General features: G+C 49.6%; 14 protein-coding genes. All 14 read left to right on the forward strand.

Annotation, left to right across the window (positions count from 1 at the left end; all coding sequences use genetic code 11):
* The first annotated feature begins 2 nt into the window (after positions 1 to 2).
* The 14 genes from DRJ53_RS15660 (at position 3) to DRJ53_RS15725 (ending at position 20,599) form a co-directional block, all read left to right on the forward strand.
* Complete coding sequence (locus tag DRJ53_RS15660; protein ID WP_114236604.1) at positions 3 to 1,664, forward strand: SusD/RagB family nutrient-binding outer membrane lipoprotein; 1,662 nt, start codon at positions 3 to 5, stop codon at positions 1,662 to 1,664.
* Positions 1,665 to 1,761: 97 nt separating this feature from the next.
* On the forward strand, positions 1,762 to 2,361 hold the full coding sequence (locus DRJ53_RS15665; protein ID WP_114236605.1) for a redoxin domain-containing protein: 600 nt from the start codon (positions 1,762 to 1,764) through the stop codon (positions 2,359 to 2,361).
* 43 nt (positions 2,362 to 2,404) lie between these two features.
* Entirely contained in the window at positions 2,405 to 3,688 is a 1,284-nt protein-coding gene (locus DRJ53_RS15670; RefSeq protein WP_241558579.1) for a cytochrome c, read from the forward strand.
* Positions 3,689 to 3,696: 8 nt separating this feature from the next.
* Positions 3,697 to 7,062, forward strand: a complete 3,366-nt coding sequence (locus DRJ53_RS15675; protein WP_206609802.1) for a VCBS repeat-containing protein — start codon at positions 3,697 to 3,699, stop codon at positions 7,060 to 7,062.
* Complete coding sequence (locus tag DRJ53_RS15680) at positions 7,059 to 8,384, forward strand: vanadium-dependent haloperoxidase (protein WP_114236607.1); 1,326 nt, start codon at positions 7,059 to 7,061, stop codon at positions 8,382 to 8,384. The genes DRJ53_RS15675 and DRJ53_RS15680 overlap by 4 nt, the downstream gene beginning before the upstream one ends.
* Before the next feature lie 97 nt (positions 8,385 to 8,481).
* Positions 8,482 to 9,948 carry an alpha-L-fucosidase gene (locus DRJ53_RS15685; protein ID WP_114236608.1) on the forward strand — a complete coding sequence of 489 codons (1,467 nt, stop codon included), beginning with the start codon at positions 8,482 to 8,484 and terminating at the stop codon, positions 9,946 to 9,948.
* Positions 9,949 to 9,971: 23 nt separating this feature from the next.
* Complete coding sequence (locus tag DRJ53_RS15690) at positions 9,972 to 11,441, forward strand: alpha-L-fucosidase (RefSeq protein ID WP_114236674.1); 1,470 nt, start codon at positions 9,972 to 9,974, stop codon at positions 11,439 to 11,441.
* A gap of 16 nt (positions 11,442 to 11,457) precedes the next feature.
* Positions 11,458 to 12,588: a carbohydrate-binding family 9-like protein gene (locus tag DRJ53_RS15695; RefSeq protein WP_162303897.1), complete on the forward strand. Its 1,131-nt coding sequence runs from the start codon at positions 11,458 to 11,460 to the stop codon at positions 12,586 to 12,588.
* Positions 12,585 to 13,682: a family 10 glycosylhydrolase gene (locus DRJ53_RS15700; protein ID WP_114236609.1), complete on the forward strand. Its 1,098-nt coding sequence runs from the start codon at positions 12,585 to 12,587 to the stop codon at positions 13,680 to 13,682. Before DRJ53_RS15695 ends, DRJ53_RS15700 begins: the two co-directional genes overlap by 4 nt.
* Before the next feature lie 227 nt (positions 13,683 to 13,909).
* Entirely contained in the window at positions 13,910 to 16,189 is a 2,280-nt protein-coding gene (locus tag DRJ53_RS15705) for a GH92 family glycosyl hydrolase (protein WP_114236610.1), read from the forward strand.
* 33 nt (positions 16,190 to 16,222) lie between these two features.
* Positions 16,223 to 17,236, forward strand: a complete 1,014-nt coding sequence (locus tag DRJ53_RS15710; RefSeq protein WP_114236611.1) for an isoaspartyl peptidase/L-asparaginase family protein — start codon at positions 16,223 to 16,225, stop codon at positions 17,234 to 17,236.
* A 17-nt stretch (positions 17,237 to 17,253) separates the two neighbouring features.
* Positions 17,254 to 17,997, forward strand: a complete 744-nt coding sequence (locus DRJ53_RS15715) for a copper homeostasis protein CutC (RefSeq protein ID WP_114236612.1) — start codon at positions 17,254 to 17,256, stop codon at positions 17,995 to 17,997.
* A gap of 39 nt (positions 17,998 to 18,036) precedes the next feature.
* Positions 18,037 to 19,458: a glycoside hydrolase family 125 protein gene (locus DRJ53_RS15720; protein WP_114236613.1), complete on the forward strand. Its 1,422-nt coding sequence runs from the start codon at positions 18,037 to 18,039 to the stop codon at positions 19,456 to 19,458.
* A gap of 13 nt (positions 19,459 to 19,471) precedes the next feature.
* Positions 19,472 to 20,599: a family 20 glycosylhydrolase gene (locus tag DRJ53_RS15725; RefSeq protein ID WP_114236676.1), complete on the forward strand. Its 1,128-nt coding sequence runs from the start codon at positions 19,472 to 19,474 to the stop codon at positions 20,597 to 20,599.
* Positions 20,600 to 20,610 lie beyond the last annotated feature (11 nt).

Raw genomic sequence — 20,610 nt, forward strand, 5'->3', positions numbered from 1 at the left:
TTATGCGATTGAACAACATCATTTATATATCAGCATTGGTTGCGGCCACGCTTTCCGGATGTAAAAAGGAAAGCTTTGTAGAGGCCAACACCGATGAAACCATCCTCGCAGGCATCAAGCCCGAGGAGCAGTTTCTCAATGCCGGCATCAGAGCGCACAACAGCGATTTTGAAGCCTACTACGACTTTTACCGCCGCATCATGCCCTGGATGCAACAAGCCGTTTTCCAGCAGGGCAACTCAAAAAACTTCCTCAACGACGTAGGCAATTTCAACCAGCGCTACAATGTATTTTACCCCCAACTGGGTTCGATACTGACCGATGTGCAGGTGATCATCGACAACATGCCGGCCGAGGAAAAAGCAAAGCGGGTGCACATGCGGGCCATCCCCGATATCCTGAAAGTGTACTATGCTTTTTACGTGTCCGACATCAACGGCAGCATTCCTTACTCCGATGCGTTCATGGCCCGCTATGGCGGCAACCTGACGCCGGCTTTCCAAAGCCAGCCGGAGTTGTTTAACATCTGGGATGCAAAGCTGAAAGAGGTGATCGGTATTTTAAAAACCACACCTTCAGTAACACAGGTATCATTGGGCAACAACGACCTGTATTATAAAGGCGATGCAAGCAAATGGGTAAAAGCTGCCAACGCATTGCGTATGAAAATGGCGTTCCGCCTGATGAAACGCGATGAGGCAAAAGCAAAAGCCATCATTACCGAAGTGTTGGCCGATGCCGCACAAATGGAAAACAATAATGATAGCTGGGTGATGTATGCCGACGTGTCGTTCAACAACGGCGGCAACTGGGACCCTACCGGCTTCCGTGCACCCAAGCCTACTGTTGATTTTATGTGGAACAATTCGGATCCCCGGATTCGTATGTTTTACCAGAAAAACAACTATACCCAGGAAAACCTGAATACGGCAAAAGCTGCAGGCACTTACCCTGCCAGCACCACCTGGAACCCACGCCAGTACGTAGGTGCACACATCAGCCCCGACTCGGCGCTGGGACAGTACCGCACCTGGTTTACCACTAAAATGGTAAACTCTTCGCTGACGTTGGATACCATTTCTTACCTGCAATACCGCATGTGGATGCCTGCATCCAACAACGGTACCGGTAAAAATTTCTTCCCCATCATTACCTATGCCGACTATGCGCTGATGCGTGCAGAGGCCATTGCCCGCAACTATGTTAGCGGCAATGCGGAAGAATGGTACAACAAAGGTGTTGAAGCTTCCATTCGTTTTTACAGCACCGCAGCTACCAATGCACAAGTAACCGAACACACACCGGTTACTGATGCAGAAATAGCTGCATACCTGAATGCGCCGGATGTAAAATTCAATGCAGCAAAAGCGCTGGAGCAGATTGCTATTCAAAGCTATCTCAACTACTATAAGCAGCCCAACGAAGCATGGGCGCTGTACAAGCGCACTGGCATGCCGAACAAAAACACGGCGCTGAAAAACGAGGACATTGTAATTGATGCCGTGGTGCGTGATATTCCACGCCGTGCATCTATTGCACCGCCACTTTCTACCGATCCCAACTATGCTACCCGCAAAGCGGCATTGGATGAAATGGCAAAAGATCCCGAGTTTGGACAAGGCCCGAACGATGTGTTTGGCCGCGTTTGGTGGGATAAACGCTAATCTCTTTTTATAAGTAAAACTCCGGGCAGAATCTTCCGTCCGGGGTTTTGCTTTTCTCATTTTTTTTACCAACCGAAGCGTGTAAATTGAAGCGGTGATGCGGGTAATAAAAACGGTGATCTTTGCCTTGGTCTTGCTGTTGGCGGCGCTGCCTTCAGGGGCACAGCAATGGACCAAAGAAAGCCTATCTTTTGCCACCATTGGCCGCATGGATCTTTGGAATACTTCGGGCGGTAAGGCGCACATCAACGGCGCAGAAAAAAAGCTGCTGCTCCTTGTGCTGATGTCGCCGGAATGCCCGCTGTGCAAGAATTACAGCCTGGTGCTGAATAATCTGAATCAGGAATACGGCGCACAGGTTCAGGTGCTGGGTATTGTTCCGGGCAAAGCATATACAGGCGATACCTTGCAACAGTTTGCAAAAGAGTACCAAATCAATTTTCCCTTGTTGATAGACGCCGATATGCGGCTGTCGCAATACATGCAAGCCACCGTTACACCCGAAGTGGTTTTGGCCGACAGCACCGGTGCTATTGTGTACCGCGGCGCCATCGACGACTGGGTAATTGGCCTGGGTAAAAAAAAGCAGGTGGCACAGCAACATTACCTTGCCGATGCCATCAACCAATACCTGGATGGCCAACCGGTTGCCATTCGGTCCACAATCGCCAAAGGGTGTTTGATCAATGAATTCTAGCTTTATGAAAAGGTGCGGTCTATTTTTTTTGAGCTTGTTGCTGATGGCATTGCTGCAACCAATAGGTGCACAGCAACCTACCTTCATCAAAGATGTGGCGCCCATCATTCATGCTAAATGCACACCCTGTCACCGCCCCAACGATGCGGCTCCTTTTTCCCTCATTACCTACGAGGATGTAGCCAAAAGAACCAAGTTTATCCGTGAAGTGATTTCCTCCGGTTTTATGCCGCCCTGGAAAGCCGATGATCATTACGTTGCCTACAGCAACAACCGATCTTTAAGCGAAAAAGAAAAAGGCATCATCCTGAAATGGATTGATAACAAAGCGCCAAGAGGTGAAGGCAAAGAGCCCGAAGAGCAATACAAAGCATTGCTGGAAACCAATACAGCAATGGGTCGCAAGCCCGATCTCAACCTGCGTACACCAAAATCATTTACGCTGCCCGGCGACAACATGGAGCGGTTTATTGTATACCGAATTCCGTTTGATCTGCCCGACTCAGCCAACGTGGAAGCTATTGAGTTTGCTTCCAACAACAAAAAAATTGTCCACCACGTCAACTACAGCATTCACGAAGTACCGGAAGGCATCGACATCAACGGTGGCCCCGAGATGATCAACCTGTCGGAAGGCGACCGGTCGCAATACGACGCCTACCAACCCTTTAAAAAAACGATCACTTATTATGGTGGCTGGATACCTGGTTCTTCCGGCGAAAAATATCCCAAAGGCTTTGGTTGGGTGCTGCCCAAACGCGGTGTTATTTTAATGACGGTCCATTATGCGCCTTCGGCAAAAGAAGAGCAAAGCATTTCCGGCGTCAATTTATTTTTTACCAAAACACCGGTGGAGCGCCGCGTAAAAGTCATCTCATTTGGTTCGGGCGGCATTGGCGAAAAACAGATCTTTCCGCCGCTGATGCTGATGCCGAATACGGTAAAAACATTCTCGCTTAAGATCACCAACCCCGGCGAAGATTTTTCGGTGATGTATGTATGGCCGCACATGCACTTGCTGGGTAAAAGTTTTCGTGCATATGGCATTGCACCTTCCGGCGATACCATTCGGCTCACACATATTCCGCAATGGGATTTTCGCTGGCAGGAAATATATAAGTTTAAAAAACTAGTGCACATACCACGCGGCACCCGCCTGGTTATTGAAGGCACCTACGACAACACTGCATCGAACCCGTTCAATCCAAGCAATCCGCCACGTTTTGTGATGTCATCCGGCGATATGCGGTCGAACGACGAAATGCTGACGCTGATGATGGTGTTTTTGCCCTACCGCGAAGGCGACGAACAACTTTCACTGGAGTAAAATAACGCATGCTGAACCGGCAATGTTTTATATGGCTGATGGGCATACTTGCTGCCGCTACTTCCGCACAGGCGCAGGTAAAAGGGCCCTTATTTTCCCTGATGGATGCGAGGCAAACCGGCCTGCAGTTTACCAACACCATTAAGGAAGATGATTCGTTGCATGTATTCAAATACGAGTACCTGTACAATGGGCATGGCATTGGTGTGGCCGATTTTAATGGCGATGGTTTGCAGGATGTATTTATTTCCGGCAACCGGGTGCCCAATAAATTATTCGTTAACGAAGGCGGGCTAAAATTCAGGGACATTACCAAAGCCGCTGGTGTTGCGGGCAACGGCACCTGGAGCACCGGCGTAAGCATTGCCGATGTGAACGGTGATGGCCTTGCGGATATTTATGTGTGTCATTCGGGTAAGTACAGCGATGCGCAGTTGTCCAATGAACTTTTTATCAACAAGGGTTTGCAGGCCGGTGTGCCCCACTTTGAAGAAAGCGCAAAAGCCTACGGGCTGGATGCACCCGGCACGCAATCCACGCAGGCCGCATTTTTTGATTACGACCGGGATGGCGACCTGGATATGTTTTTACTGAATCATTCCAATCACACGTACAATCCATATTTAAATACCCGTAAAATAAGAGCCACGCCACACGCCGGCTTTGGTAATCGCCTCTTCCGCAACGATGGTGTGGCGGCTGGGGCCGCAAAGTTTACCGATGTAACGGCGCAGTCGGGCATCATCAACAATGGGCTCAATTTTGGCCTGAGCGTAACCGTTAGTGACATCAACGGCGACGGCTGGCCCGACCTATACACCACTTCCGATTACACCGAGCAGGATTGCTATTATGTAAACAATAAAAACGGCACCTTTTCCCAATCGCTGCAGCACTCGTTTACGCATGTGTCCAAATATTCGATGGGTGCCGACATTGCCGATTTCAACAACGATGCCCGCCCTGATGTGATCACCCTCGACATGTTGCCGCAAGACAACTACCGGCAAAAATTATTGAAAGGTCCCGACGAATACGATGCCTATCACCTGCTGCTGGATAGCGGGTACTACCACCAGCAAATGCGCAACATGCTGCACCTGAACCGCGGTGTGGATGCAGCAGGCAATGTGCGCTTTAGTGAAATAGGCCAACTGGCCGGTGTATCCAACACTGACTGGAGCTGGGCGGCACTGCTGGCCGACCTCGACAACGATGGCTGGAAAGACCTGCTGGTGACCAATGGTTACCTCCGAGATTTTACTGATTTGGATTTTTTAAAATATACTGTGGCTGATGCGCAGATGGCATCGGTGGCAAACGGCAAACTTGATTTTAAAACCTACGACCTGGTGCGGAAAATGCCGTCGAACAAGTTGGCGAATTATGTTTTTAAAAACAACGGTAACCTGACTTTTTCGGATCAAAGCAAGACTTGGGGACTAACCCAAACCGCTGTTTCCAATGCCGCCGTTTATGCCGATTTCGACAACGATGGCGATCTTGATCTGCTCATTGGCAACAACAACGAGCCGGTAATGTTGTACCGCAACAATGCGGAGATGAGTGGGCAAAACAACTTTGTGCAATTGCAGTTAAAAGGCGGCGCAAACAACACCACTGCATTAGGTGCAAAGGTTTGGGTGTATGCAGGCGGTAACATGCAGTTTGCAGAACAATATCCTGTTCGCGGCTACCAATCATCGGTATCGCCGGTGTTGTTATTTGGGTTGGGCGGCGCTGCAATGGTTGATTCCATTATCATTCAATGGCCTGATGGAAAACAATCAAGAATGCTGCAACTGGCTGCCGGTAAAACCTATACCTGCACACCGCAAGGAGCTTTAATGGCAACGCAACAGGTGAGCACAATCAAGCCATTATTTCGCGATGTTACCGGGGTGTCAGGTATTAATTTTATTCACCGCGAAAATGATTTCATTGATTTCAAAGACGAAGTGCTGCTGCCGTATCAGCTTTCTAAAAGCGGTCCTGCATTGGCAAAAGGCGATGTGAACGGCGATGGACTGGAAGATGTTTTTGTGGGCGGTGCCATTGAGCAGTCGGGTAAATTGTTTATACAAGGTGCAAACGGAGTTTTTACAGAAAGCACAACCCAGCCCTGGCAGGCCGATGCTGCCAGCGAAGATGTGCAGGCCCTGTTTTTTGATGCGGATGGCGACGGCGATGCAGACTTGTATGTAGTGAGCGGCGGCAATGAATATGGTGATGGTTCGCCGGAGTATGCTGACCGTTTGTATTTGAATAATGGCAAGGGCGTTTTTGCAAAAGCTGCAAATGTGTTGCCGCAAATGTTGAGCAGCAAAGCTTCTGTAGCTGCTGCCGATATCGATGGCGATGGCGACCTTGATCTTTTTGTGGGCGGTGCATCACTGCCTGGTTCTTTTCCATTGGCTGCACGCAGTTACCTGTTGCGCAATGATTCGAAAGAGGGCAACCTTTTATTTACCGATGTAACGGTAGCATGGAACAAACAACTGCTGCAACCCGGGATTGTTACCGCCGCCATTTGGCAGGACCTGGATGGCGACCGCCTGCCCGAGTTGATGATCGGTGGCGAGTGGATGCCGCTCCAGCTATTTCACAATAAAAAAGGCAGCTTAGAAAACATCAGTGCAAAAGCTGGCTTGGCCAACACCGAAGGCTTGTGGTCGGTGCTGGTGCCGGCCGACGTGGATGGCGATGGCGATATGGATTTTATTGCAGGCAACAGTGGGTTGAACAACCAGTTTAAAGCATCGGTAGTAGAACCTATGACCATTCATGCTGCGGATTTCGACGACAACGGAAGCATCGATGCCATCACGTCTTACTACATACAGGGCAAACCTTATCCCATGGCTTCGCGTGATGAATTGCTGGACCAGATTGTGCCGCTGCGGAAAAAGTTTGTGAAGTATAAAGACTATGCTACTGCATCGCTGGAAAGAATTTTTACCAAAGCAAAACTGGCCACTGCACAAAAGTTTTCGGTAACGCAACTGGCTTCCTGCATATTGATCAATAACGAGGCTATGCAGTTTAGCTGCACACCACTGCCGCTGGAGGCGCAGTTTTCAAAAATATTTGGTGTGCATGCAGCAGATATTGATAAAGATGGCAATAGCGATCTACTACTTGCAGGCAATTTCTTTCCCTACCGGGTACAATTAGGCCGCAATGATGCGGGCCTGGGTGTGCTCTTGAAAGGCAATGGTAAAGGCGGATTTACAGTAACAGCCAATGAAGCTGCAGGCTTGTTTATAGACGGTGATGTACGCAATGTTGTTTCGGTAAAAAGCAGCAATGGCGCCACGCTGCTGATCATTGCAAAAAACAACGATGCACTGCAGGTAGTGCAGATCAACCCATGAAGAAACTAGGTTACATATCGCTGTTGGTTTTGTTGCCCATGCTTTGTTTTGCGCAGCAAAAAAGTGGCAATGCCGCCATGCTGCATCGTGCCCAAAGCGCATTGACCAAAGTAATTGTGCACGATATTTTTTCGCCGCCAGTTGCCAGCCGCATTTACCTCTACGCCAGCATGGCCGCTTATGAAGCTGCACTGCCCGCACAGAAGCAATACGTTTCCTTATCGGCTTCATTACATTCTTTTCCCGTCATTCCACAGCCCGTAACAAAGACACCTGTCAACTACGAATTGGCATCGGTGTATGCGTTTATGAAAACAGCCCGCCGCTTTGTTTTTTCCGAAGCTGTATTGGATGATTCGCTGCAGGTGCTGTTGCACAAATACGCATCCATCGGCAAGCCTGCAATGGAAGCTTCGCTTGCATATGGGCAACGGGTTGCAGACTCTGTTATTGCCTGGTCGGATGGTGATGGATACAAAGCTACCCGCAAGTTGCGGCGCTATAATTTGATGAAGGATTCCGGTAAGTGGCTGCCCACTGCACCGGGCTATATGGCGGCCGTGGAGCCACATTGGAGCAAGATGCGTACCGTGGCGCTGGACTCAGCCAGCGAGTGCAAACCCCTTCCGCCACCCGCATTTTCCGCATTGCAATCCAGCCTATTTTACAAGCAGGCTTTAGAAGTATATGAGGTGCATAAAACAATGACGGCCGAACAAAAAGCCGTTGCGTTGTTTTGGGATTGCAACCCGTTTTTTTTGAACGTGCAGGGGCACCTGAATTTTGCCACCAAAAAATTATCGCCCGGCGGGCATTGGATGTCCATTGCGGCTATTGCTGCCCGTAAGAAAGGTGCGGACCTTGCAACATCGGCTGCTGCTTATGTGCTTACTGCCGTTGCGCTGTATGATGGCTTTATTTCCTGCTGGGAAGAAAAATACCGCAGCAACCTGATTCGGCCAGAAACTTATATCAACGCATACATCGATGAACAATGGCGACCCCTGTTGCAAACGCCGCCATTTCCCGAATATACCAGCGGGCACAGCGTGATCTCAAATGCAGCGGCAGTGGTGCTCACCCATTTTTTTGGCGCTGATTTCCAGTTTGATGATGACACCGAAACCGGTTATGGCCTGCCCATGCGTTCATTTAGTTCATTTGATGCAGCAGCAAAAGAAGCAGCCATCAGCCGGCTGTATGGCGGGATACACTACCGGGCCGCTGTTGAAAACGGGCAGGCACAGGGGCAGAAAATTGGTGAGAAAGTGTTGCAGAAGATAAAGCTGGACGGACCGGCAAAGCTTGCTGCACATCATTAGGGGCATCGAATAGAATAGTTTGTGAAGCAAATGCTATGATCGCAATTGCAACACAATATTGGATAGCAAAACAATACTTGAATCTATACAACCAGGCATGAGCAAACCCTTTTTCAACTTACAAGCCATCAAAAAGATGGGAGCTTGTTGTTCCTTTTTTTTGATGACCGCAACCGCCAATGCGCAGCAAAATGTACATCCGCAATCGGCTGCATACGAATGGCCCACCGATCCGCAGGTGCGGCAAAAATTGGATCAATGGCAGGATCAGAAATTTGGAATGATCATTCACTGGGGCCTGTATGCGGTGCCCGGCATGATCGAATCATGGGCGCTCTGTTCGGAAGACTGGATTGAACGCGACAGTACTGTTTCGTACGATGATTTCAAGAAATGGTATTGGGGTTTGCACAAAGATTTTAATCCGGTAAACTTTAACCCCGAAGCATGGGCCAAAGCTGGTAAGGATGCAGGCATGCGCTACCTGGTGTTTACCACCAAGCACCACGATGGCTTCAATATGTTTGATACAAAGGAAACGGACTTTAAAATTTCTGCGGGCCCGTTTAAGAACAATCCAAAAGCCGATGTTGCCAAACATGTGTTCAATGCTTTTCGCAACGAAGGCTTTATGATCGGGGCTTATTTTTCAAAACCCGACTGGCACAGTGAGTATTACTGGTGGCCCAAATACGCCACTGCCGATCGCAACAACAACTACGACATCCGCAAGCATCCGTGGCGCTGGAATCAATACAAACAATTTACGCATAACCAGATACGTGAGTTGATGCACAACTACGGTAAAATGGACATACTGTGGCTCGACGGCGGCTGGGTTCGTCCGCTGGAAACCGTGAACGAAGAAGTGCTTTCATGGGGTGCACGCATCCCCGAATGGAGCCAGGATATTGATATGCCCAGGCTTGCTGCCATGGCCCGCCAGGCGCAGCCCGGGCTGCTGATTGTGGACCGCACCGTGCATGGTCCGTATGAAAATTACCAAACGCCGGAGCAGCGTGTTCCCGACAAGCAAATACAACATCCTTGGGAAAGCTGTATGACGCTGGGCGGCGCCTGGGGCTATGTGCCCGGCGACCAGTTTAAATCGGCTACCAAAGTGGTGCACACCTTGATTGAGATTGTTGCAAAAGGTGGATCGCTGCTCTTAGGTGTTGGGCCAAAGGCCGATGGCACATTGCCCGAAGACGCTGTTGCACGCCTGCAGGAAATTGGCAAGTGGATGGGAAGAAACGGTGCTGCTATTTACAACACCCGCATCACTGAAAAATATGCAGAGGGACAAACTTATTTTACCCAAAGCAAAGACGGTAACACACGTTATGCGTTGGTGTGCCTGCCCGAAGGCAAAGCGGCACCGCAGTCGGTAACATGGGAAAGCCATGTGCCAAAGAAGGGCTCAAAAATTAAGTTGCTGCAAACCGGCGAAAACCTGAAGTGGACCTTGGATGGAGGTAAAGTAAAAGTGCAATTGCCTAAATCGATTGTAGCCGGAGGCGAAGCGCTGCCTGCACTTGCAATTGCTTTTACACCCGCATCTTGATTCTTTATTTAACAACAATGGCCATGAGGAATTTATATACACTGCTGTTGCCCGTTTTGCTGTTTGCGGCATGCAAACCAGCGTCGCAAACAACAGCTACAAATGCCGGCGTTGCAGCGCCTGCACCTTTACTGCCCCTGCCTTCACAAAAGCAGCTCGACTGGCACCGCATGGAGCTCACTGCATTCATCCATTTTACCACCAACACCTTTACCGGGTTGGAGTGGGGGTATGGCAATGAGCAGCCATCTGTTTTTAATCCGGCGCAGGTAGATGCTGCGCAATGGGTACAAACATTGAAGGAGGCCGGTTTCAAAGGCGTTATTCTTACAGCCAAACACCATGATGGTTTTTGCCTTTGGCCCAGCAAATACACCGAGCATTCTGTGAAGAACAGCCCGTGGAAAGGGGGCAAGGGCGATGTGGTAAAAGAACTTGCAGAAGCTTGTAAGGCGGAAGGGCTAAAGTTCGGTGTCTATCTTTCGCCGTGGGACCGCAACCGGGGGGATTATGGGCAGGCATCGTACGTGGAGTATTACCGCAACCAGTTGAAGGAATTGTTCACATCGTACGGACCCATCTTCGAAATGTGGTTTGATGGAGCCAATGGTGGTGATGGTTATTATGGCGGTGCCAACGAACGCCGCCGCATCAATGGCGCTACTTATTACGATTGGCCCACAACGCTGAATATGGTGCGTGGCCTGCAGCCCAACGTGGTGTTTTTTAGCGATGCAGGACCGGATATTCGTTGGGTGGGCAACGAACGGGGCGTGGCCGGCGAAACCAACTGGAGCATCATCAACCCCGATACGTTGTATGCCGGAAAAGCCGGTATTGAGGGCTTGCTCAATACAGGCTCTGAGGATGGTACGCATTGGATTCCCGCGGAAGTGGATGTGTCCATCCGCAAGGGCTGGTTTTATCACGCCGAAGAAGATAGTTTGGTAAAATCGCCGCAACGCTTGTTTGATATTTACCTCACTTCCGTTGGCCGCGGATCCAATTTGTTGCTCAATGTGCCACCCAATAAAGAAGGGCGTTTTCATCCCGCAGATGTAGCATCGTTGCAGGGCTTTAAAAAAATGCTGGATTCATCTTTTAAAACAAACCTGGCAAAAGGTGCAAAGGTTACTGCATCCAACACACGTGGCAACAGCAGTCAATTTGCTGCAGCTCAGTTAACCGACAACAATGATGATACTTACTGGGCCACTGATGATGCGGTGCGATCTGCATCGGTGGAGCTACAGTTAACCAGTGTGCAGCCGGTGCAGTACATGATGCTGCAGGAACCGATCGCCCTTGGGCAGCGTGTAAAAGCGTTTACCGTTTCGGCAATGATCAATGGGCAATGGCAGCAACTGGCAAGCGCCACCACTATTGGCTACAAGCGCATTTTAAAACTGAATGGCGTGCAAACCGACAAACTGCGTATTAATATCACCGACAGTAAAGCCTGCCCGCTGTTATCGAACCTGGCTATTTACTAACCAAACTTTTTCTGATTTGAAGGCTTTATACAACCTGTTTAAATGGCCGGTACAACGCAATCGCTGGAGTACACTAATGCTACTGCTGTGTGCCGGAAACTATGCTGGCGCACAGGCTTCTTTTACACCATACGAAGCACTATTTACCGAACCCAAATCGTATGTGGCGGCTTACACCGATGCACCGATTGTCATTGATGGTAAGCTGGACGAAGCAGCATGGAAAGTTGCCTCATGGACCGATTTGTTTGTAGACATTGAAGGGGCCAAAAAGCCAAAGCCGCTCCATGCCACAAGGGTAAAGATGACCTACAACGATTCGTTTTTGTTTGTGGCCGCTTACCTCGAAGAGCCGCATGTTTGGGCCACGCTAAAAAAACACGATACGATCATTTACCACGACAATGATTTTGAAGTATTCGTTAGTCCATCGAACAACGGTCACCAGTATTACGAAGTGGAGGTTAATGCATTCAACACCGTTTTGGACCTGATGATGCCGAAGCCTTATCGCAATGGTGCCAGTGCCATGATTGGTTATGATATGTGCGACTTGAAGTCGGCTGTGCAGGTGCACGGAGCCTTGAACAACAGCGCCGATAAAGACGAAGGCTGGACGGTGGAAATGGCCATTCCTTTTCGCAGCATTGTTGTGGGCAACACATGGCGTACACCCGCTGAAGGCGCCATATGGCGCATCAACTTTTCAAGGGTGCATTGGCAAACCGATATTGTAAACGGCCGTTATGTAAGGAAAAAGGACAGCAAGGGAAAACTGCTGCCCGAATACAACTGGGTGTGGTCGCCGCAAGGTTTGATTGATATGCACTACCCCGAACGCTGGGGATATTTGCAGTTTAGCCGTAAAGCTGCGGCAACTTTTACAATGCCTTACAATGAGCAGCGCAGGCCGCACCTGTGGCTGGTGTATTACCGGCAAAAAGCCTTTTACCAAAAGCACGGAAAATATGCCAACAGCCTGCAGGCCCTCAACATCGCCACACCTGATGTGGTGGTAAACGGGCAGCCGAATAAATTATCCATCGAAGCAACCAGCCGCCAGTTTATTGCTTCTATTACAGATCAACACAGCACCATCACGCTGAACAATGATGGGTTGGTGCAACAAACCGCAAAGCCATTATGACGAACCGCAGGAATTTTTTAAAAACAGGAATGCTGGCCGGTCTTGCACCCTCGGTACTGACAGCGGCCGCAACTACAAGTGATATTGCTGCAGATAAAAAGAAAGCATGGAAGCACTGGGTATGGACTCGGCCCAACGCAAAAGATAATGAAGCTGACCTGCGCAAGCTGTATAAAAAATATTACGATGCCGGCATCCGCGGTATTTTCTTTGAAGCTGATGGAGAAATGCATTACCGTGCGGCAAAAGCCGAAAAGCTGGAAGCGCACCGCTGGATGTGGACGATGAACCGTGGCGAACAATCGTTGCTGCAGTCGCACCCCGAGTGGTATGCACAGAACCGCAAAGGCGAGTCTTGTGCCGATAAGCCGCCGTATGTAGGTTATTATCGCTGGCTTTGTCCATCGCGTGAAGAAGTGGCGCAATATCTTGAGGAAGATGTCCGTAATATTTTGTCGAAAGATTATATCGATGGCATTCACCTCGATTATGTACGCTATTGCGATGTAGTGCTGCCCGTAAATCTTTGGGACAATTACAAAGTTGACCAAACAAAAGAGTTGCCGGAATACGATTATTGCTATTGCGAAGTATGCCAGCAAAAGTTCGAAGCTTGGCGCGGTACCAACCTCAATGAAGTGCAGTTTCCGGAAGAAAATTTGTCGTGGCGATTGTATCGATACAATGCCATCACCAATATTGTAAACAGGCTGGCGGTTGTGGCCAAAAGCAAAAAGAAGCCGATCACTGCTGCTGTTTTTCCCACACCGGAAGTGGCCCGCCGCAATGTGCGCCAGGATTGGGTGGCCTGGAATCTGGATGGCATTTGCCCCATGATCTATCACGGCTTTTATAAAGAACCCGTTGCCTGGATTGGCGATGCAGTAACTGAAGGCGTACAGGCTCTGCACCAGAAATTTCCGTTGTATGCCGGGCTGTATTTACCCGATTTTAAAAACACAACAGAAGTAGAACAGGGCATGACCTATGCGTTGCAAAAGGGCGCTGCCGGCATTTCCATTTTTGGCTCTGTAACTGATGATGTATTAGATGCATTGAAAAAGGCATCGGCAGCAACAATGCAGTATTTATAAAAAATGCTATGTGCAAGAAAACTGAAAATGTGATGGCTGTTTTGCTGAACATTGATATGCTGTTCTTCACCACAGTAGCACAAAAGCTTAATCAGGGTGCCCACCCGAGATCAGGCTGTCATTGATCTCGGGCCTGCTTTTTTGTTACTTTTTTGCAGGAGCAAAAAAGTAAATGCGAACAGGAACCATGCATGAAAAGCAGTATTTGTAACTATATAAAATTCATTATGACCATTTCCCGTTCCATATTCCTAACCGGTTGTTGCTTCCTTGCAGCGTCCAATATTTTTGCGCAGCAAAAGGCGGGCAATACCAGTGCCGCTTCGCTAACAAAATATGTCGATCCGTTCATCGGCACTTCTTTTCACGGCCATGTATTCATGGGTGCCAACGTGCCCTTTGGTGCGGTGCAGCTGGGCCCGGTAAATATGTCGCAGGGCTGGGACTGGTGCTCGGGCTATCATTACTCCGATTCTACCATCATTGGATTTTCGCATACCCATCTCAGTGGTACCGGTATTGGCGATCTGGGCGATGTTTTGATGATGCCCGCTAACGGACCAGTAATGCTGCGCAAAGGCAAAGCCGGCGATCCGCAGAGCGGCTACTACAGCCGTTTTGACCACAAAGATGAAATTGCCAAAGCCGGGTATTATGCCGTTACATTGCAGCGCAGCGGCATCCGTGCAGAACTTACTGCATCGGAGCGGGTGGGCTTTCACCAATACACATTCGCTTCGGCCGAAAACCCGCATATGGTCATTGATCTGCGCGAAGGCATTGGCTGGGACCTGGCAACCAATACATCGCTGCAATGGATAAACGATACTACCGTTGCCGGCTACCGGCATTCAAAAGGTTGGGCCGAAGATCAGCGCCTGTTTTTTACCGCTGTTTTTTCCAAAAAGATCAAAGCCTTTGCACTGTTTGAAGATACGGTGCAGCAATCGGGTAAAACTTACACCGGCAAGTTTGTAAAAGGCATTGCGCATTTCGATTTGCGCAGCGGCGAAAAGCTGCAGGTAAAAGTGGCCATTTCGCCGGTAAGTATTGAAAATGCAGCGCTCAATTTGAAAACCGAAATTCCGCATTGGAATTTTGCAGCGGTTGCAAAAGCTGCCGATGCTGCATGGGACAAAGAGTTGGGCAAAGTGAAAGTGGCGAGCAGCAACGAAAGCAGGCTGCGTACCTTTTACACCGCCTTGTATCATACCATGATTGCGCCATCGCTGTTCAACGATGCGAATGGCGATTATATGGGCACGGATAAAAAGGTGTACCGCAATGCGCCGTTTACCAACTACACTACTTTTTCCTTGTGGGATACTTACCGTGGTGCACATCCGCTGTTTACCATTTTACAACCCAAACGAACCGGTGATATGATTGCTTCGATGCTGGCCATTTACCAGCAGCAAGGCAGCCTACCGGTGTGGCACCTCATGGGCAACGAAACCAACACCATGCCCGGCCATAGCGGTGTGCAGGTGGTGGCCGATGCATACCTTAAAGGCATCAAAGGATTTGATACGGCACTTGCATATGAAGCTGTGAAAGCTACAGCCATGGGCGATACCCGCGGGTTGGCTTATATCAAGCAATTGGGTTATATACCTGCCGATAGTATGGTGGAATCGGTAGCGATGGGGCAGGAATACGCCATCTCCGATTGGAGCATTGCGCAAATGGCCAAACGCATGGGCAAAGCGGAAGACTATGCCTATTACAGCAAGCGTGGAAAGGGCTACCAGCAATACTTTGATAAGAGCACCAATTTTGTGCGGGGCAGATTAAATGAAAAGGAATGGCGTACACCGTTCAGCCCGTTCCTGTCGCAACACCGCAAAGATGATTTTTCTGAAGGCAACGCATGGCAATATACTTGGCTGGCACCGCAGGATGTGGAAGGTTTGATGCAGCTCATGGGCGGCGAACAAAAGTTTGTTGCCAAACTCGACTCCCTGTTTTTTGTGCACGGCGATATGGGCGAAGAAGCATCGAATGATATCACTGGTTTGATTGGCCAATATGCGCATGGCAACGAACCTAGCCACCACATTACTTATCTATATGCATATGCCGGGCAGCCCTGGAAAACCGCCGAAAAGGTGCGCTATATTTTAGACAGTTTTTATACCGACAAGCCCGATGGCCTGATCGGTAATGAAGATGTGGGCCAGATGTCGGCGTGGTATATTTTGTCGTCGCTGGGTTTTTACCCGGCCAATCCGGCTAATGGACAATTTGTATTCGGTAGCCCGCTGTTCAACGATGCTACTTTGCAACTGGACGGCGGAAAGACCTTCCGGGTGCAGGCACGCAACAACAGCGCCGCCAACAACAAGTACATTCAAAAAGCAACACTTAACGGCAAGCCGTACACGAAATCGTACCTTACTTACAAAGACATCATGGCGGGCGGCGTGCTACAACTGGAAATGGGCAGCCAGCCATCCAAAACATGGGGCGTTGCACCAAAAGACCGGCCCTATTCAGAGATCCGTTAAACCCTGATTCATTCCATTTTTATAAGCAAGACAATGCTGAACAGAAGAAACTTTTTGCAACTGGGCTCGCTGGGTGCAGCCACTATTTTTTCGAATAAATTATTTGCCGCAAATGCAAAACCCGTGCGGCCCATTGTTATTTCCACCTGGAACGAAGGCATCAATGCCAATAGGCGTGCATGGGAAATTTTGCGCACCGGTGGCCGTGCCCTGGATGCAGTGGAAGCCGGCGTGATGGTTACCGAAGCATCGCAAAACTGCTGTGTGGGCTTGGGCGCCAACCCCGACCGCGATGGCATTGTAACCCTTGATGCCTGCATCATGGACGAACGGGGTAACTGCGGCAGTGTGGGTGCACTGGAGCGCATCAAACATCCTATTTCGGTGGCCCGCAGGGTAATGGAAAAAACACCGCATGTAATGCTGGTGGGCGATGGTGCGCAAAAATTTGCAGTGGCCGAAGGATTTCCATTGGAGCCGCAACAGCTTTCGCCGGATGCAGAGAAGGCATACAAAGAATGGCTGAAAAAATCGGAGTACAAACCGTTGATCAACATTGAGAATAGTGGACACGGACCATTTGCGCCAACCCGCTTTGACAACGGTGAATGGAACCATGATACCATTGGTATGATTGCAATGGATGCGCAGGGCAACCTGAGTGGCTCCTGCACCACCAGCGGTATGGGTTTTAAAATGCGCGGACGTTTGGGTGATTCGCCCATCATTGGTGCGGGCCTGTATGTAGACAATGAAGTGGGCGCAGCCACCGCTACGGGCATGGGCGAGGAAGTGATCCGCATTTGCGGCACCCACCTGGTGGTGGAGTTTATGCGGCAGGGCCTGTCGCCGGAGGCGGCCTGTAAAAAAGCTGTGGAGCGGATTGTAAAAAAAGATGCAGCCCGCGCCAAAGCCAACCAGGTAGGCTTTATTGCCATCAACAAACAAGGGCAATATGGCGGTTATTGTTTGCAAAAAGGCTTCACCTTCGCGGTGTGCCATGCCGATGACAAGAACTTTATCGTTAACGGCAAACATTTGTTTTAACCATTGAATACACCCACGTGAAATATACCATCGAAATTGCGACAAACGATTACACCACTGTTGCAGCAGCAGTAAGTGGCGGTGCCGATCGCATTGAGTTGTGCAGTGCACTATCCGAAGGTGGACTTACGCCATCGTTTGGATTGATCAAAAAGTGCAAGCAGGATTTTAGCGTGCCCATTTTTCCGATCATCAGGCCACGCAGCGGCGATTTTTTATACACCGAAGAAGAGTTCCGTATCATGCTCGATGATGTGCTCCTGTGCAAAGACCTGGGTTGTGAAGGTGTGGTGATCGGCTTCCTGTTGGAAGACGGTTCGGTAGATACGGTGCGGCTGGAAAAAGCAGTGGCTGCCGCTTACCCGATGGAGGTTACGTTTCACCGCGCATTCGATCGTTGTGTGGATCCGTTTAAAGCACTGGAAGATATTATTGATGCCGGTTGCCAGCGCATTCTTACATCAGGGCAAGAGTTGGTGGCGCCGGATGGTGCCGAACTGATTCGCCGGTTGGTGGAGGCCGCCGATGGCCGCATCATCATCCTGCCGGGCAGCGGTGTACGCAAGGAGAATATTAAAAGCCTGGCGGAACAAACCGGTGCCGTCGAGTTTCATTCTTCATTGCGCAGCACGGTAAAAAGCAGCATGCAATTCCAGCATCCATCGTTTGTGCCAACAGCAGATGATTTTGTGGTGCCCGCAATACAGGAAAATGAAGTGGCCGCTTTAAAAACAGCATTGGCGGCAGTTTCCATAGCTTAGCAAAACGGTTTGAAATAAAAATAAAAGCAGCAATACATCATGGATAGAAGTGCGTTTATCAGGAATATGGGTATGCTCACTGCAGGCATGGCCGTTCAAAAATTTTCGTTTGCCGCCATAGCTGATGAATTCCCGGTGGTGCGTACGCCGCTGGATAAAAGACATTTCCGCAGCAACAGCGTTGAGGCAGCCATTAAAACGTTTCAGTCGAAAGTTGCGAATAAAGAGCTGGGCTGGTTGTTTGAAAACTGTTTCCCCAACACACTCGATACAACCATTGATTTTGAAGTAAACGATGGCAAGCCGGATACTTACGTGATTACCGGCGACATTGATGCCATGTGGCTGCGCGACAGCACCGCGCAGGTGTCGCCGTACCTGCAGTTTGTGCGGGAAGATGCCGACCTGAAGCGGCTGATTGCCGGTGTGATAAACCGGCAAACGGCCTGCGTGTTGAAAGATCCTTATGCCAATGCATTTTTCAAGGATGAAAACAAAGTGAGTGAATGGAAGGAAACCGACATCACCAAAATGCTACCGGGCATCCATGAACGAAAATGGGAGATCGACTCGCTGTGTTATCCCATACGGCTGGCGTACCTGTACTGGAAAGCTACCGGCGATACCGCACCTTTTGAAGCAACGTGGGAACAATCCATTGCCACTATCCTAAAAACATTCCGCGAACAACAGCGCAAGGAAGGAAAAGGACCTTATTCATTTCAACGCAAAACGGCATGGGCCACTGATGGTGTGCCGCTGGCTGGTTATGGTTACCCGGTAAAACCTGTTGGCCTTATTTGTTCGATGTTTCGGCCCAGTGATGATGCCACTATTTTCCCGTTCCTGATTCCCGCCAACTTTTTTGCCGTGGTAAGCCTGAAGCAGGCTGCTGAAATGTTGAATGGCATTCGCAAAAATGCAACGCTGGCGAATGAGCTAAAAGCACTGGCTACTGAAGTGGAAAAAGCCTTGGCGCAATACGCCACGGTAACCCTGCCGCAAGTGGGCAAAGTGTATGCGTATGAAGTGAATGGTTTTGGCTCCTTCAACCTGATGGATGATGCCAATGTGCCCAGCCTGCTTTCGTTGCCTTACCTCGGTGCCGTAAAGGCAAATGATCCGGTTTATATCAACACCCGCAAGCTGCTGCTTTCGGAGAACAACCCGTTTTATTTTAAAGGTAAAAGCGGCGCCGGCATTGGCAGCCCGCACACCGGTTTGGATATGATCTGGCCCATCAGCCTTACCATGCAGGGCCTTACCAGCAACAGCGATGCGGAGATTAAAAAATGCGTGGAGCTGCTGCGCCAAACACATGGCGGCACCGGTTTTATGCACGAATCGTTTCATAAAGACGATCCAAAGAATTTTACCCGCAAATGGTTTGCATGGGCCAACACACTGTTTGGCGAATTTCTTTGGAAAACCTTCCGAGAAAAACCGCAGCTGCTGGCCTAAAACGGGAAGCGATATGAAACCACTGCACCCATTTTTAATCTTCATTCTTGTATTGATATTGCAGGCGAATGCAAGGAGTCAGTCTATTGCCGATAGCCTGCCCGTTCGGGGAGTGGCCATTGCTGCACCATCGGCCCGCAACCTCGATTCGTTTGTTCTTTTTATAGATAAAGAACTGGGGCCCCGCAAGATCAACACGCTGATTCTGCGGGTCGATTTTGGTTACCAGTTCACCTCTCATCCCGAATTAGTGGGCAATGGCGCACTATCCAATGGCGATGTGAAAAAGCTGGTAGCTGCCTGCAGGCGTAATGGCATTCGTGTTATTCCGCAGATCAATTTATTGGGGCACCAGTCGTGGGCTTCTACAACCGGCAAACTGCTACAGGTGTACCCGCAGTTTGACGAAACGCCATGGGTAAAAATGCCCGAGAAATACGAATGGCCTAATGCGGACGGTTTGTATTGCAAAAGTTATTGCCCGCTGCATCCCGATGTGCACCAAGTAGTGTTTGCACTGGTGGATGAAATATGTGCGGCATTTGAATCAGATGCTTTTCATGCGGGCATGGACGAAGTGTTTTATATAGGCGAAGAAAAGTGCCCACGCTGCGGCGGCCGCGACAAAGCAGAATTGTTTGCCGGCGAGGTGCGCAAAATTCGTGACCACCTTTCGGCAAAAGGCCGGGAGCTCTGGATTTGGGGCGACCGACTTATTGATGGTAAAACAACAGGCATCGGTATGTGGGAAGGAAGTTTCAACAACACGCACCGGGCCATTGATATGATCCCGAAGGATGTAGTGATCTGTGACTGGCATTATGAGCGGCCCGATAAAACCGCTGTGTATTTTGCTATGAAAGGTTTTAAAGTTGTTACCTGCCCGTGGCGCAAACCAGAGGTGGCGGTGCAACAAGTGGCAGACATGCACCAGTTCCGGCGCGATGCGCCAAAAGATCAAAAGGACCGTTATCTGGGTGTGGTGGAAACAGTTTGGTCTTCTGCCGGCGCTTTTCTCGATGGTTTTTATGGCAAAACAAATCCTGCAAGCAATGGCGATGCAGTCGATGCCGGCAACACACCCTGGGCTACATTCCGGGCCATGTACGACAACAAAAAAGTTCGTGCAAAAAAGAAATAGCAATTCATCAA

Source organism: Paracnuella aquatica (assembly GCF_003332885.2).
GTDB lineage: Bacteria > Bacteroidota > Bacteroidia > Chitinophagales > Chitinophagaceae > Flavisolibacter > Flavisolibacter aquaticus.

Excerpts from the sequence above, each read along its gene's own strand:
- DRJ53_RS15680 (WP_114236607.1), top strand. The coding sequence starts at position 7,059 with ATGAAGAAACTAGGTTACATATCGCTGTTGGTTTTGTTGCCCATGCTT.
- DRJ53_RS15705 (WP_114236610.1), top strand. The coding sequence starts at position 13,910 with ATGACCATTTCCCGTTCCATATTCCTAACCGGTTGTTGCTTCCTTGCA.
- DRJ53_RS15660 (WP_114236604.1), top strand. The coding sequence starts at position 3 with ATGCGATTGAACAACATCATTTATATATCAGCATTGGTTGCGGCCACG.
- DRJ53_RS15725 (WP_114236676.1), top strand. The coding sequence starts at position 19,472 with ATGAAACCACTGCACCCATTTTTAATCTTCATTCTTGTATTGATATTG.
- DRJ53_RS15670 (WP_241558579.1), top strand. The coding sequence starts at position 2,405 with ATGGCATTGCTGCAACCAATAGGTGCACAGCAACCTACCTTCATCAAA.
- DRJ53_RS15720 (WP_114236613.1), top strand. The coding sequence starts at position 18,037 with ATGGATAGAAGTGCGTTTATCAGGAATATGGGTATGCTCACTGCAGGC.
- DRJ53_RS15685 (WP_114236608.1), top strand. The coding sequence starts at position 8,482 with ATGAGCAAACCCTTTTTCAACTTACAAGCCATCAAAAAGATGGGAGCT.
- DRJ53_RS15710 (WP_114236611.1), top strand. The coding sequence starts at position 16,223 with ATGCTGAACAGAAGAAACTTTTTGCAACTGGGCTCGCTGGGTGCAGCC.
- DRJ53_RS15700 (WP_114236609.1), top strand. The coding sequence starts at position 12,585 with ATGACGAACCGCAGGAATTTTTTAAAAACAGGAATGCTGGCCGGTCTT.
- DRJ53_RS15665 (WP_114236605.1), top strand. The coding sequence starts at position 1,762 with ATGCGGGTAATAAAAACGGTGATCTTTGCCTTGGTCTTGCTGTTGGCG.
- DRJ53_RS15690 (WP_114236674.1), top strand. The coding sequence starts at position 9,972 with ATGAGGAATTTATATACACTGCTGTTGCCCGTTTTGCTGTTTGCGGCA.
- DRJ53_RS15675 (WP_206609802.1), top strand. The coding sequence starts at position 3,697 with ATGCTGAACCGGCAATGTTTTATATGGCTGATGGGCATACTTGCTGCC.